Annotated in this window: 13 protein-coding genes; 5 read left to right on the top strand and 8 right to left on the bottom strand. The window is 65.4% G+C overall.

The window, feature by feature from the left end; genetic code table 11:
• Positions 1–10 precede the first annotated feature (10 nt).
• The 5 genes from IB256_RS14005 to coaBC form a co-directional block, all read right to left on the bottom strand.
• Complete coding sequence (locus tag IB256_RS14005) at positions 11–457, bottom strand: acyl-CoA thioesterase (protein WP_192402941.1); 447 nt, start codon at positions 455–457, stop codon at positions 11–13.
• Between the two features lie 112 nt (positions 458–569).
• Positions 570–1,475 carry an acetylglutamate kinase gene (gene argB / locus IB256_RS14000; protein WP_184596569.1) on the bottom strand — a complete coding sequence of 302 codons (906 nt, stop codon included), beginning with the start codon at positions 1,473–1,475 and terminating at the stop codon, positions 570–572.
• Between the two features lie 20 nt (positions 1,476–1,495).
• Positions 1,496–4,120 (bottom strand): phosphomannomutase/phosphoglucomutase, encoded by a 2,625-nt coding sequence (locus IB256_RS13995; RefSeq protein WP_192402940.1) that lies wholly within the window; start codon positions 4,118–4,120, stop codon positions 1,496–1,498.
• 40 nt (positions 4,121–4,160) lie between these two features.
• Positions 4,161–4,616, bottom strand: coding sequence for a dUTP diphosphatase (gene dut / locus IB256_RS13990; protein WP_045217694.1), 456 nt, complete (start codon positions 4,614–4,616; stop codon positions 4,161–4,163).
• A 7-nt stretch (positions 4,617–4,623) separates the two neighbouring features.
• Complete coding sequence (gene coaBC, locus IB256_RS13985; protein WP_045217692.1) at positions 4,624–5,832, bottom strand: bifunctional phosphopantothenoylcysteine decarboxylase/phosphopantothenate--cysteine ligase CoaBC; 1,209 nt, start codon at positions 5,830–5,832, stop codon at positions 4,624–4,626.
• Between the two features lie 142 nt (positions 5,833–5,974).
• On the opposite strand from coaBC, the gene radC reads away from it, so the two are divergent.
• Positions 5,975–6,649 carry a RadC family protein gene (radC, locus tag IB256_RS13980; RefSeq protein ID WP_192402938.1) on the top strand — a complete coding sequence of 225 codons (675 nt, stop codon included), beginning with the start codon at positions 5,975–5,977 and terminating at the stop codon, positions 6,647–6,649.
• Between the two features lie 10 nt (positions 6,650–6,659).
• On the opposite strand, the gene IB256_RS13975 is transcribed toward radC, so the two are convergent.
• Positions 6,660–8,231: an ABC transporter substrate-binding protein gene (locus IB256_RS13975; protein ID WP_192402936.1), complete on the bottom strand. Its 1,572-nt coding sequence runs from the start codon at positions 8,229–8,231 to the stop codon at positions 6,660–6,662.
• A 365-nt stretch (positions 8,232–8,596) separates the two neighbouring features.
• Here IB256_RS13975 and rpmB point away from each other — a divergent pair, with 365 nt between their 5' ends.
• Positions 8,597–8,833, top strand: a complete 237-nt coding sequence (gene rpmB / locus IB256_RS13970) for a 50S ribosomal protein L28 (RefSeq protein WP_009614118.1) — start codon at positions 8,597–8,599, stop codon at positions 8,831–8,833.
• A gap of 12 nt (positions 8,834–8,845) precedes the next feature.
• Entirely contained in the window at positions 8,846–9,001 is a 156-nt protein-coding gene (gene rpmG, locus IB256_RS13965; RefSeq protein WP_017520721.1) for a 50S ribosomal protein L33, read from the top strand.
• A 126-nt stretch (positions 9,002–9,127) separates the two neighbouring features.
• Here rpmG and IB256_RS13960 read toward each other — a convergent pair whose 3' ends face one another.
• Complete coding sequence (locus tag IB256_RS13960; RefSeq protein ID WP_024762072.1) at positions 9,128–9,490, bottom strand: cupin domain-containing protein; 363 nt, start codon at positions 9,488–9,490, stop codon at positions 9,128–9,130.
• 300 nt (positions 9,491–9,790) lie between these two features.
• On the opposite strand from IB256_RS13960, the gene IB256_RS13955 reads away from it, so the two are divergent.
• Together IB256_RS13955 and IB256_RS13950 are read left to right on the top strand one after the other, a co-directional pair.
• Positions 9,791–11,284, top strand: a complete 1,494-nt coding sequence (locus IB256_RS13955) for an aldehyde dehydrogenase (RefSeq protein WP_192402933.1) — start codon at positions 9,791–9,793, stop codon at positions 11,282–11,284.
• Between the two features lie 313 nt (positions 11,285–11,597).
• Positions 11,598–12,767, top strand: a complete 1,170-nt coding sequence (locus tag IB256_RS13950) for an MFS transporter (RefSeq protein WP_192293574.1) — start codon at positions 11,598–11,600, stop codon at positions 12,765–12,767.
• On the opposite strand, the gene IB256_RS13945 is transcribed toward IB256_RS13950, so the two are convergent.
• Positions 12,764–14,317, bottom strand: coding sequence for a phospholipase D family protein (locus IB256_RS13945; RefSeq protein ID WP_192402931.1), 1,554 nt, complete (start codon positions 14,315–14,317; stop codon positions 12,764–12,766). The two genes, IB256_RS13950 and IB256_RS13945, sit on opposite strands and share 4 nt — an antisense overlap.
• Between the last annotated feature and the right edge of the window lie 5 nt (positions 14,318–14,322).

The raw sequence follows: 14,322 nt of genomic DNA, 5'->3' as shown, positions 1-14,322 counted from the left end.
ACTGCGGCCCTTACTGCTGAGGCGAGACGCGCTCGAATTCGTTGATTTTACCGCGCAGCCAGTCCGGCAGGGGTTGGCTCGTCCGGTCTTCGCCGGCATAGGCGTAGATCAGCTCGCCCAACGTCAGCAGAGTTTCCTCACACCAGATCGATACCTGGAAGGTCAGGCTGCTGCGGCCCAGCCGGCTGACGCGCACGCCCATTTCCAGCCAGTCGTCGAAGCGTGCGGGTGCCAGGTATTCCAGGGTGGTCTTCACCGCGAACAGATCGCCACCGCCGCGCAGCAGGTCGGCCGGGTAGCTCACGCCCAGATGGCGGTAATACTCGGTGGTGGCGACGTCGGCATAGGTCAGGTAGTTGCCGTTGAAGACGATGCCTTGCGGATCGACCTCCGACCAGCGCACGCGCAGGCCGTGGAAGAAGCTGAAGTCGTTGCGGGAAACGGGAGATGCGGCCATGCGGAAGCTCCTGGAAACCTGATCGAGGCGGCGCGTCCATGAAGCTGTCGCCGTTTCGAGCAGGCAGAAAAACACCCGCGAGGATCGCTCCTGGCGGGTGTCGTCGTTTCGATCAGCGCGACTTGCGGTTGGTGATCAGCGTACCGACACCGCTGTCGGTGAAGATCTCCAGCAGCACTGCGTTGGGTACGCGGCCATCGATGATGTGTGCGCTGGTTACGCCGCCCTGGACCGCCTCGAGGGCGCAGCGGATCTTCGGCAGCATGCCGCCGTAGATGGTGCCGTCGGCGATCAGCTCATTGACCTGTTCCGTGGTCAGGCCGGTGAGGACCTGGCCCTGCTTGTCCATCAGGCCGGCGATGTTGGTGAGCAGCATCAGCTTCTCGGCCTTCAGCGCCTCGGCCACCTTGCCGGCCACGAGGTCGGCGTTGATGTTGTAGGACTCGCCGTTGGCGCCCACGCCGATCGGCGCGATGACCGGGATGAAGTCACCCTGGACCAGCATGTTCAGCAGATCGACATTGACCCCGGTGACTTCGCCCACGTGGCCGATGTCGATGATTTCCGGCTTGGTCATCTCTGGCGTCTGACGGGTGACGGTGAGCTTCTTCGCACGGATCAGCTCGGCGTCTTTCCCGGTCAGGCCGATGGCGCTGCCGCCATGACGGTTGATCAGGTTGACGATGTCCTTGTTCACCTGGCCGCCGAGGACCATCTCCACCACATCCATGGTCTGCGCGTCGGTGACGCGCATGCCATCGATGAAGTGACTCTCGATCGACAGGCGGCTGAGCAGGTCGCCGATCTGCGGACCACCACCATGGACCACCACCGGGTTGATGCCGACGGCTTTCATCAGCACCACGTCGCGGGCGAAGCTGTTCTTCAGCTCGTCCGTTTCCATGGCGTTGCCGCCGTACTTGATCACCAGCGTCTTGCCGACGAAACGGCGGATGTAGGGCAGGGCTTCGGCAAGGACGCGGGCAACCTGGGCGGCGTCATCGCGGCTCTGGGTCATGGTGGGCTCCGGCATAGAGGTCAAAAGGGCAGGCTGAGGGCGGGGTCGACCGCTTTCAGCTGGGTGCGGAACACTTCCTTGATGCGTTCCAGTTCTTCCTGGGAATCCGCCTCGAAGCGCAGGACCAGCACCGGCGTGGTGTTGGACGCGCGAACCAGGCCCCAGCCTTTGGGGTAATCCACACGCACGCCGTCGAGGGTGGTGAGGTTGGCTTCACCCCACTGGCCTCGGGCCTGCAGCGCCTCGATCAGGGCGAACTTGCCCTCGTCGGTGACGGTGATGTTGATTTCCGGGGTGGAGATGTCCATCGGGAACGCGGAGAACACGCGCTCGGCATCGCGCTTGTCCAGGCTGATGATTTCCAGCAGGCGGGCGGCGCTGTAGATGCCATCGTCGAAGCCGTACCAGCGCTCCTTGAAGAAGATGTGGCCGCTCATCTCGCCGGCGAGCAGGGCGCCGGTTTCCTTCATCTTCTTCTTGATCAGCGAGTGGCCGGTCTTCCACATCACCGGGCGGCCGCCGTAGCCGCTGATCAGCGAGATCAGGCGACGGGTGCATTTGACGTCGAAGATGATGTCGGCGCCCGGGTTGCGCGATACCACGTCCTTGGCGAACAGCATCAGCAGGCGGTCGGGGTAGATGATGGTGCCTTCGTTGGTCACCACGCCCACGCGGTCGCCGTCGCCGTCGAAGGCCAGGCCCAGGTCGGCGCCGGTCTCTTTCACCTTGGCGATCAGGTCTTCCAGGTTTTCGGGCTTGCCCGGGTCCGGGTGGTGGTTGGGGAAGGTGCCGTCGACGTCGCAGTACAGCGGGATCACGGTGCAGCCCAGGGCTTCGATCAGTTGCGGGGCGATCACGCCGGCCACGCCGTTGCCACAGTCCACCACCACTTTCAGCGGCTTGGCCAGGGCGATGTCGTCGCGGATCTGCTGGAAGTAGCGCGGCAGGATGTCGACCTGCTGCACGTTGCCCACGCCGGAAGCGAGGTCGTCGTTCTGGATGCGCTCGCGCAGGGCCTGGATCTGCTCATTGGCCAGGGTCTCGCCGGCGACGACGATCTTGAAGCCGTTGTAGTCCGGCGGGTTGTGGCTGCCGGTGAGCATCACGCCCGACTTGCCTTCCAGGACGTTGGCTGCGTAGTACAGGACCGGGGTCGGCACCATGCCGATGTCGGTCACCTGGCAACCGCAGTCGACCAAGCCCTGGATCAGTTGCTGCACCAACTCGGGGCCGGACAGGCGGCCGTCACGGCCCACGGAGACACACGGCTCGCCGCGCGCCAGGCTTTCGGAGCCGATTGCACGGCCGACCCAGTAGGCGGTCTCGGTGGTCAGGGTGTCGCCGACCACGCCACGGATGTCGTAGGCGCGGAAGATGCTGGCGGGCAGCTGCGGGGCTTTAGGCGTGCTCATAGCGTGTGTTTGCTCCAATCCCAGGAGATCCTGGTCTTCATCAAGAATGTCGATGTCCAGAATGTCGGTGTTCTGGAATAGCGGATCGACCAATGGCGTTTCGGTGGCAGCGGCCGGGGCGCTGGCAGCGGCGACAGCCGGGACTGGCTGGGCGGCGGCTGCAGGCGCGACGGGAGCGCTGGCACCCGGTGTTTCGGTCTTGCGACGCGGCTGACGAGCCAGCGCCTGAGCCAGCGCCTGCAGGCTCGGCAGGCTCAGCTCAGGAGCTTTGGCAGTGCGTTGGCCGGCGAGTTCCTGAATGAACTGCCCCAGGGCCTGGGCATCCTTGCTGACCCGGCGCTGCATCGCACTTTGCGCAAGATAGAGGCCGAGCAGGCCGCCCGCCAGCGCGAGCAGTGCGGCGATGCCCAGCAGGGCCGGCGAGTACAGCGGGTTGGTGAGGGTTGGGCCAGGGGTGAAGCTCAGTTTCCAGTTCGGGTTGCCGCTGGCGATGCTGAGCGGTGCACCCTCACTGGCCTGGCCGCGCTGCAGCAGCACCTGTGCCGGCGAGTTGCCGAACTGCTGGGAAAGCTGCAGCTGACCGATATCGGCGGACATCGGCGGCAGGCTGCCGAGCAGACGTTGCAGGTCGACGACCAGCAGCAGCGAGCCCTGGATCGAGTTGTCCGCACCGCGCAGGGCGGTGGGGCTGTAGACCAGCCAGCGGGTGCCGACCTTGTAGGCTTCCGGGGCCACGGCCTGGCCGCTCTCGACGCGGTGCAGCATGTCCAGCGCGGCATAGTTGAGCGGGCCGGGGCGGGAGGTGTCCTGTACGGCCTGACCGGTAGCATTCAGGTGAACGTCCACCAGCCCGTCCAGATGGCCCTGGCTCAGCGCCTTCTCCAGCGCGGCGATGCGCGTCGGATCATTGCTCTGCAGGGTCGGCAGCAGCTGCGAGTCGCTGGCCATGGCGCGGCTGTCCGCGACCAGCAGGCTGAGTGACTGGTGCAGCGCGCCGGCCTGGCTTTCCGACCAGGCGCTGCTCAGTTGAGCGATGTGGGTCTTGTCCGCCTGACCGAACAGGCTGAACCACAGCAGCACGCCGGCTGCCGCTACGCCGCCGACGGTAAGGACCAGGGCGGGCAGCAGCGGTTTGAGGTCGACCTTGGCCGCCAGCCCTTTGACGGGCTTCTCCGCCGGTACAAGTTCCGGCAGTTCGGCGCTGTCCTTGGCAGTGCGTTGGAAAAGTTTCATGCAACGTCTCCTCGGCGATTCATCCTGAAAGGAAAAAGGGTCAATGGCTGCCGGAATGACCGAAGCCGCCGGCGCCGCGCTGGCTCTCGTCGAAAGACTCGACCAGCTCGAAGTGCGCCTGCACCACCGGCACCAGCACCAGCTGGGCGATGCGTTCGCCAATGGCGATCTTGAATGCTGTCTGGCCGCGGTTCCAGCAGGAGACCATCAGTTCGCCCTGGTAGTCCGAGTCAATCAGGCCGACCAGGTTGCCCAGCACGATGCCGTGCTTGTGGCCCAGGCCCGAGCGCGGAAGGATCAGCGCAGCCAGGCCCGGATCGGCGACGTAAATGGACAGGCCGGTAGGGATCAGTACGGTCTGGCCCGGCTCGAGGACGCAGTCCTCCTGGAGCATGGCGCGCAGGTCGAGGCCGGCGGAACCGGGAGTTGCGTACTGCGGCAGCGGGAAGTCGCTGCCCAGGCGGGGATCGAGGATCTTGGCTTGCAGGGAATGCATTGAGTTCTCAGTGTTGATTGATGCGTTCGGCGATGAAGGCAATCAGCTGGCGGGCGATCTTGCCCTTGCTGGTCTGGGCGAACGCAGTCTTGTGCAATTCGCGGTCGATGACCGTGATGGCGTTCTCTTCACTATTGAAGCCGATGGACGGATTTGCGACGTCATTGGCGACGATCAGATCGAGATTCTTGTCCTTGAGCTTACGCGAGGCGTATTCGAGCAGGTTCTCGGTCTCCGCGGCGAAGCCGACGCTGAAGGGCCGGTCCTCGCGCAGCGAGAGGGTGGCGAGAATGTCGGGATTGCGCACCAGCTGCAAGAGCAGGCCGTCACCAGTGGTGGGGTCTTTCTTGAGTTTCTGCGTGGCGACCAGTTCCGGGCGGTAGTCGGCCACCGCGGCGGAAGCGATCAGGATGTCCGCCGGCATCGCCGCTTCGCAGGCGGCGAGCATGTCGCGGGCGCTGACCACGTCGACGCGGCTAACGCGGTCCGGGGTCGGCAGGTGCACCGGGCCGGTCACCAGGGTCACGCGGGCGCCGGCTTCGGCGGCCGCTTCGGCCAGGGCGAAGCCCATCTTCCCGGAGCTGTGGTTGGTGATGTAACGCACCGGGTCGATGTTTTCCTGGGTCGGCCCTGCGGTGATCAGGATGTGCTGGCCGGTCAGGGCCTTGAACTCGAAGCAGTCGGCGGCCAGTTGCGCCAGCTCTTCGGCCTCGAGCATGCGCCCCGGACCGACATCGCCGCAGGCCTGGCTGCCGGCGGCGGGGCCGAAGAAATGCAGGCCGCGGCTACGCAGTAGCTCGGCATTCACCTGAGTGGCCGGGTCGCGCCACATGGCCTGGTTCATTGCCGGCGCCAGGGCGACCTGGGCGTCGGTGGCGAGCACCAGGGTGGTCAGCAGGTCGTTGGCCACGCCCTGGGCCAGGCGCGCCATGAGGTCGGCGGTGGCGGGGGCGATCAGCACCAGATCGGCCCAGCGGGCCAGCTCGATATGCCCCATGGCCGCTTCGGCGGCGGGGTCGAGCAGATCCAGATGCACCGGATGGCCGGACAGGGCCTGGAGGGTGAGCGGGGTGATGAACTCGCGGCCGCCCTGGGTCATCACGACACGCACCTCGGCGCCCTGGTCGCGCAACCGGCGGACCAGTTCGGCGCTCTTGTAGGCGGCGATACCGCCGCCGACGCCCAGAACGATGCGTTTACGATAGAGCCGCTGCATAGGCCAGCCTTAAATACGGAAATGGATGACGCGCGCTGAAGCCGATGACGCCTCCCCAGGCCTCCGGCCGCGCGCAGCGAGGGGGCTAAGATAGCACAGCGCCTGCGCCGGAACAGCGGGCGGACCAGACCTGGGAGGTTGCGTGAGAATTCTCGATTGGCCGGTGTCGGAGCGGCCCCGTGAGCGCTTGCTCGAGCAGGGGGCGGCGAGCCTGAGCGATGCCGAATTGCTGGCTATCTTCCTGCGCACCGGCGTGACCGGTTGCAGTGCCGTCGACCTCGCGCGCCGGCTGCTGGTCGAGTTCGGCAGTCTGCGCGCGCTGCTGGAGGCCGATCTCGAGGCGTTCTGCAGCCATCGCGGGCTGGGGCCGGCCAAGTTCACCCAGCTCCAGGCGGTGCTGGAGATGAGTCGCCGGCACCTGGCCGAGGACATGGATCGTGGCCCCGCCCTGGAAAGCCCGCAGGCGGTGCGCGACTTCCTCAAGGCACGGCTGCGCCACGAGCCTCATGAAGTGTTCGCCTGCCTGTTCATGGACAACCGCCACCGCATGCTGGACTTCGAGGTGCTGTTCCACGGCTCCATCGACAGCGCCAGCGTCTACCCGCGGCAGATCGTCAAGCGTGCCCTGGCGCACAACGCCGCCGCGCTGATCCTCGCGCACAACCATCCTTCGGGTATCTGCGAGCCGAGTCACTCCGACCGCCTGCTGACCCGGCGCATCATCGAGGCGCTGGCGCTGATCGACGTGCGCGTGCTCGATCACTTCATCGTCGGCGACGGCGAGCCGCAATCCATGGCCGAGCTGGGGATGCTCTAGCTCCGGCGCGCTACAACTGTACCTTCGAGTAATCCTGGCGGCCGAAGGGGTTCACCTGGTAGCCCTTCACATTATGGCGGGTCAGCGCCGAGGCGGTCGGGTGCGCCAGGGGTAGCCACAGCGCCTGGTCGTGGATGATCTGCTGCGCCTGGTGATACAGCTCGCTGCGCTTGGCCTGGTCGGCCACAGCCTTACCCTGGCTGATCAGGCCGTCGAGCTTCTCGTCGCAGTAACGCGCGAAGTTCAGCCCGGACTTGACGCTGGCGCAGGAGAATTGCGGGGTGAGGAAGTTGTCCGGGTCGCCGTTGTCGCCGGCCCAGCCCATGAACAGCAGGTCGTGCTCGCCGGCCTTGGCGCGCCGGATCAGCTCGCCCCACTCGATCACGCGAATCTCGGCCTGGATGCCGATTTGTGCCAGGTCCGCCTGCAGCAGTTGCGCGCCGACGCTGGGGTTGGGGTTGAGCAGGCTGCCCGAAGGACGGGTCCAGATGGTGGTCTTGAAACCGTCCTTGTGCCCGGCTTCGGCCAGCAGCGCACGGGCCTTGTCCAGGTCCCGCGGGTAGCCGGGAATGTCCTTGGCGTAGCTCCAGGTGTTGGGCGGGTAGACGCCGTCGGCGGCGGTGGCGCTGCCGGCGAATACGCTCTTGAGGTAGCTGCCCTTGTCGAAGGCGAGGTTGATCGCCTGGCGCACCTTGGGATTATCCAATGGCGGGTGCTGGCTGTTGATGCCGACGAAGGCGGTCATGAAGGCCGGGGTCTGTTCGACCTTGAGCTCGGCGCTCTTCTGCGCGGCTTCGACGTCCAGCGGTTTGGGCGACAGGGCGATCTGGCATTCGCCGCGCTTGAGCTTCTGCAGGCGCACGCTGGCGTCCGGGGTGATGGCGAACACCAGGTTATCCACCGCCGGCTTGCCGCCGAAGTACTCGGCGTTGGCGGTGTAGCGCACCACGGCGTCCTTCTGGAAGCGCTTGAAGACGAAGGGGCCGGTGCCGATCGGCTGGGCGTTGAGCTTCTCCGGGGTGCCGGCCTTCATCAGCTGGTCGGCGTACTCGGCGGAGTAGATGGAGGCGAAGCCCATGCTGAGCATCGCCAGGAAGGTGGCGTCCGGGTGGTTGAGGCTGAAGCGCACGTGGTGCTCATCGACCTTGTCCACGGCCTTGACCAGGCTCGGCAGCTGCATTGACTGGGCGTGGGGGAAGCCGCTCTGCGCGACCTTGTGCCAGGGCTGGGCCGGGTCGAGCATGCGCTGGAAGCTGAACACCACGTCGTCGGCGCCCAGGTCGCGACTCGGCTTGAAGTAGTCGGTGTGGTGGAAGGCCACGCCGTCGCGCAACTGGAAGTCGTAGGTCAGGCCGTCGTCGGAGACCTTCCAGCTTTCGGCCAGGCTCGGCACCACTTCGCCGCGGGCGGCGTCGAAGTCCACCAGGCGGTTCATCAGCACGTCGGCCGAGGCGTTGGTGGTGGTCAGCGAGTTGTACTGGACCACGTCGAAGCCTTCAGGGCTGGCTTCGGTGCACACGCTCAGCGAGGCGGCGCTGGCGAGGGCAGGGGAAAGAAGGAGGGAAAGAAGGGCAAGACGCATGACGAACTCCGTGTGAGCTGGCAAGATGCCCATCCGCGAGGCTGGGCGGGTCATGCAAGGCTGTTGGCAGCCTCGAAGGAGCTACCCTAGACCAAGCCGCCGCCGGTCACAACGATGACAGGCGACGAACGGCACGGGTGCCGCGCCCCACGGGGGCTGGCGTCGAGTTTTCCGAGTCATGCTTTCCCTTGCAGCGCTGAGTGTCTTTCTGATATAAAGCTGCGCTCTTTTCTGGGGCCCTGCTCTGATCCTGCGACTCGATCGCGGCGAAGCGGCAGTTAAGACCCCGGTGAAACTGAGAATCCTATTGAGTTAAGCAGCCAACCCATGCCGGGTTTGGCATGTGGTTTACAGAGGGCTGAGCCATGTCGAGAGTTTGCCAAGTGACCGGTAAGGGTCCGGTTACCGGGAACAACATTTCCCACGCACACAACAAAACCCGCCGCCGTTTCCTGCCGAACCTGCAGCACCACCGTTTCTGGGTTGAATCCGAGAAGCGCTTCGTGCGTCTGCGCGTTTCCGCCAAAGGCATGCGTATCATCGACAAGCGTGGCATCGAGGCCGTTCTGAACGACCTGCGCGCCCGCGGCGAAAAATTCTAAGGAGCTGCAGTCATGCGCGAACTGATCCGTTTGGTGTCCAGCGCCGGTACCGGCCACTTCTACACCACCGACAAGAACAAGCGTACCAAGCCTGAGAAAATCGAGATCAAGAAGTACGATCCGGTTGTTCGCAAGCACGTGATCTACAAGGAAGCCAAGATCAAGTAATTGATCTTCGCCCTTGTGAAGAAACCCGCCCTTCGTGGCGGGTTTTTTCTTGCCTGCGATTTCCCCTGGCGAAGTTCGTGGACGAAAAAAAGCCCGCCGATCGGCGGGCTTTTTCGTGTGCGGGGCTCAGGCCTTCTGTTCGAAGATCACGTAGACCTTGCGGCAGGGCTCCAGCACTTCCCAGGTGCCGCTGAAGCCGGCCGGGATGACGAAGCGGTCGCCGACGCGCACGGTCTTGGCGCCGCCGTTGGCGTCGCGGATCACCGACACGCCCTGGAGAATCTCGCAGTACTCGTGCTCGGTGTAGCTGACGTTCCAGTGGCCCGGCTCGCCTTCCCAGATGCCCACGTTGAACTGACCGCAGTCGCTGGCGTAGTGGTTGCGCACGTTCTGCGCCGGGTCGCCCTTGATGATGCGGTCCGGGGCGGGGCGGTAGTGTTCGGGGGCGGTGGTGGCCTGGGCGAAATCGACGATCTGCTCGACGTTCATGGCGGTCTCGGTTCTTTAGAGTTGTTGGCGAGAGTGCGTGCGGGCACGCGCAGCGCTGTTGGATATTTACTCCGAAGCGGCTGTCGGAAAACCATCAGCCGACGAATCGGGGCAGTCTATGTTTAATAAAACGAACGTGACAAGGCCATTTGGCCGCTTAGTGTAAAAAATATTGAAAATTGGCAGCCTCCGGTTTAGGGTGGCCAACAGCATGCGTTTGCTCCGCCTTGCGAAATTTTTGACAGCGCGCCCGCCGGGCGCCTGCACCTGATAAGTACATTAATAAGAGGACACGTTGTCATGGGTACCCTCACTCGCGCCGATTGGGAAGCTCGCGCCAAGGACCTGAAGATCGAAGGCCGCGCCTTCATCAACGGTGAATACGTCGACGCCGCATCCGGCGCCACCTTCGATTGCCTCAGCCCCGTGGATGGCCGTTTCCTGGCCAAGGTCGCCAGCTGCGACCTGGCCGATGCCGAAAGTGCCGTGCAGGTCGCCCGTGCCGCCTTCGATTCCGGCTCCTGGTCGCGTCTGGCTCCGGCCAAGCGCAAGAAGGTCATGATTCGCTTCTCCGAGCTGCTGCTGGAGAACGCCGAGGAACTGGCCCTGCTGGAAACCCTCGACATGGGCAAGCCGATCAGCGACTCGCTGAGCATCGACGTGTCCAGCGCCGCCAACAGCCTGCGCTGGAGCGGTGAAGCGATCGACAAGATCTACGATGAAGTGGCCGCTACCGCCCACAACGAACTGGGCCTGGTTACCCGCGAGCCGGTCGGCGTCGTCGCCGCCATCGTGCCGTGGAACTTCCCGCTGCTGATGACCTGCTGGAAACTCGGCCCGGCGCTGTCCACCGGTAACTCGGTGATCCTCAAGCCTTCCGAGAAGTCCCCGCTGACCGGCATCCGTATCGCCCAACTGGCCATCGAGGCCGGCATCCCGAAAGGCGTATTCAACGTCCTGCCGGGCTTCGGCCACACCGTCGGCAAGGCCCTGGCCCTGCACATGGACGTCGACACCCTGGTGTTCACCGGTTCGACCAAGATCGCCAAGCAGTTGATGGTCTACGCGGGCGAATCCAACATGAAGCGCGTCTGGCTGGAAGCCGGTGGCAAGAGCCCGAACATCGTCTTCGCCGATGCTCCGGACCTGAAAGCCGCTGCTGAAGCTGCCGCCAGCGCCATCGCCTTCAACCAGGGCGAAGTCTGCACCGCCGGCTCGCGCCTGCTGGTGGAGAAGTCGATCAAGGCCGAGTTCGTGCCGATGGTCGTCGAAGCCATCAAGGCCTGGAAGCCGGGCAACCCGCTGGACCCGGAAACCAACGTCGGTGCGCTGGTCGACACCACCCAGATGAACAACGTGCTGAGCTACATCCAGGCTGGCCACGACGACGGCGCCAAGCTGGTGGCCGGCGGCAAGCGCACTCTGGAAGAGACTGGCGGCACCTATGTCGAGCCGACCATCTTCGACGGCGTGACCAACGCCATGCGCATCGCCCGTGAAGAGATCTTCGGCCCGGTGCTGTCGGTCATCGAGTTCACCGATGCCGAAGAAGCCGTGCGCATCGCCAACGACACCCCGTACGGCCTGGCCGCCGCGGTGTGGACCAGCGATCTGTCCAAGGCTCACCTGACCGCCAAGGCACTGCGTGCCGGCAGCGTGTGGGTGAACCAGTACGACGGCGGCGACATGACCGCTCCGTTCGGTGGCTTCAAGCAGTCCGGCAACGGCCGCGACAAGTCGCTGCACGCGTTCGACAAGTACACCGAGCTAAAAGCCACCTGGATCAAACTCTAAGGTCGGTTCGGAGGGGCGCGCGTCGGCCATGCTGCGTTGAGAACGAATTTTGGCTGCTCATTTGCGGACGTTGTTCATACGAGCGTAGGTGGCGCACCAAAATTCGTTCTCGCCTTGCCTGGCTCTAGCTCGCGCCCTCCGTGGCGAGCTTAGCGATTCAGGCTGGTACAGGTCGGCCCCGAGTCAGGGGCCGGCTCTGACAAAGAGCCACACCCGCGGCCGGGTTTCCCTCAGGGAAGCCCGGCCGCTGTGCATTGCGCATCGGGCACCCCTCGCGCCTGGCGTGCGCTCCGGATGGAACGGGAGAAAGACAATGCGTTGGGGACCGTATTTCGCTGTGTGTGCTGCCGTCATCAGCATCGGTCTGGCCCTGGGCCTGACCATGCCGCTGGTCTCGTTGCGCCTGGAAGGCTGGGGCTATGGCAACTTCGCCATCGGCGTCATGGCGTCCACGCCGGCCGTGGGTGTGCTGCTGGGCGCGATGATTGCCGGGCGCCTCGCTGCGCGGGTCGGCACGCCACGGCTGATGCGCCTGTGCCTGCTGTCCGGAGCCTTCTCGGTCGGCCTGCTGGCGCTGTTGCAGAGCTACCCGATCTGGTTGTTCCTGCGCCTGCTGATCGGCGTGCAACTGACTGTCGTGTTCATCCTCGGAGAAAGCTGGATCAACCAGCTGGCCATCGAGAAATGGCGCGGCCGCCTGGTCGCTCTGTATGGCACCGGCTATGCACTGAGCCAGCTGTCCGGCCCGGTGCTGCTGACCTTCATCGGCACCGCCGACAACCGCGGCTTCTGGTTCAGCGTCTGCCTGCTGGTGGGCGGCTCCCTGCTGCTGCTCGGCCGTACCGGCGCGCCCAGGGTCGACCCGCACAGCGCCAGCGGGCGTGGGCTGTTCGCCTTCTGCGGCCAGCTCCCGGCGATCGCCTGGGCGGTGGTGCTGTTCGCCGGCTTCGAGGCGATGATCCTCACCCTGCTGCCGGTCTACGGCATCCAGCAGGGCTTCACCCAGGCGGTAGCGCTGGCGATGGTCAGCACGGTGGTGGTCGGCGATGCGCTGCTGCAGCTGCCCATCGGCTGGCTGGCCGATCGCATCTCGCGGCAGACGCTGTTCAAGGGCTGCGGCATCGTGCTGTGCCTCAGCAGCCTGGCCATGCCGCCACTGCTTCACCACATCGCCATCTGGCCGGTGCTGGTGCTGTTCGGCGCCAGTGCGGGCGGGCTGTTCACCCTGTCGTTGATCCTCATCGGCGAGCGCTACCGCGACGACGCGCTGGTCCGTGCCAACGCGCACATCGCCCAGCTCTGGGGCATCGGTTGCCTGATCGGTCCGTTGGCAACGGGAGCGGCCAGCCAGTGGATCAGCGGCCACGCGCTGCCGCTGGTGATGGCGCTGGGGGCGGTAGGCTTCGTGATCCTGGTGAGCCTGCGCGGATTGCCGCCGGTGATGCGTTCGACCGACGCGCAGCTGCAGCAGGAGCGCTCCTAGAGCATCTTCTCCAGCCCGATGGCGCCGGCGATCCATGCGTTGAGCCGGCGCCAGGCGTTGCCCGGCTCACGGTCCAGCGCCACCAGCTTGCCGCCGCGCTCTTCGATCCAGACCAGCTTCGGCGGGTCGCTGTGCGGTGCGACCTTCACCTGGTAGCTGACGCTCGGCGACATGCTCGCCAGCGCCAGGCGGCGTACCTGGTCGGCCAGCTCCGGGCTGTCGACGATGATGCCGACCTCGGTGTTCCACAGCACCGAGCGCGGGTCGAAATTCAGCGAGCCGACAAACACCTTCCGCTGGTCGAACACCGCTGCCTTGCTGTGCAGGCTGGCGCTGCTCGACCCACGTACCATCCACGGTGCGCCGGACAGGCGCTGGTCCGGATCGGCGCGTAGCTCGTAGAGCTTCACCCCGTGCTCCAGCAGCTCCAATCGATAGGGCGCATAGCCCGCGTGCACGGCCGGCACATCAGTCGCCTCCAGTGAATTGGTCAGCAGGCGCACGCTGACGCCGCTGTCGGCGCGCTGGGTCAGGTAGTCGACACCGGCGCTGGTCGGTACGAAGTAGGCCGAGACCAGGATCAGTTCCTTCGACACCCCGTCGAACAGCGGCTGAAGTTGAGTGCTGAGCAGGTACTCGCCCTTCGGATCGCCGTGGTCGAGGACTTTCAGGGGGGTGTCCCAGACTGCCTTGCCCGGCGCCCAGACCAGTTCGTCCAGCCAGTTCTGCAGGTGCGGGCGGTCGCTGTTGCGGTTGAGCCGGGCGATGTAGCTGGAACTCTTCACCCGCTCCTTCGCCAGGTAGTGGTCCAGCTTGCGGCGCATGCGGTTGAGCTCGTCGAGGTCCGGGTCGCCCCACAGGTAGTCCTCGATGGGCCGGCTGATGCGGCTGTTCCAGTACTGGTCGAAGCTCTGCCCCAGCGACTGCGCCACCGGGCCGACGCCCATCAGGTCGAGGTCGCTGAAGTTCATCTCGGCCTTGGCGTCGAAGTACTCGTCGCCCAGGTTGCGGCCGCCGACGATGGCCACGCTGTTGTCCGCCAGCAGCAGCTTGTTGTGCATCCGCCGGTGCTGTTCGGAGAGGTTGAACAGCCGCCCCAGGTTGCGCGTGACACCGGTGCTGCGGCCCAGGTGCAGCGGGTTGAAAAGGCGGACCTGGATGTTCGGGTGGGCGGCGAGGGTGCCCAGTTCGTAGTCCCAGCCGTCGCTGCTGGTGTCGTCGATCAGGATGCGCACGCGCACACCACGGTCCGCCGCGTGCAGCAGCTCGCGGATCAGCGCGCGGGTGGTGAGGCCGTCGTGGACGATGTAGTACTGCACGTCGAGGCTGCGCTGGGCCTTGCGGATCAGCTCGGCGCGGGCGAGGAAGGCATCGACGCTGGAGGCCAGCAGGTGGAAGCCAGATTGCCCCGGATGGGCGGCGGCCTGTTCGCTGATCTGGTTGTCCAGCCGGGTGCCCTGCACCGGCAGCACGTGCGAAGACTCGGGCGGCGGCGCGCTGGCGCAGCCACCCAGGGCCAGCAGGATCAGCAGGAGCAGGCGTGGAAGCAAAGAGG

It is taken from the genome of Pseudomonas sp. PDM17 (genome assembly GCF_014851985.1).
GTDB lineage: Bacteria > Pseudomonadota > Gammaproteobacteria > Pseudomonadales > Pseudomonadaceae > Pseudomonas.
This window is presented reverse-complemented; position numbering and strand designations above follow the sequence as displayed.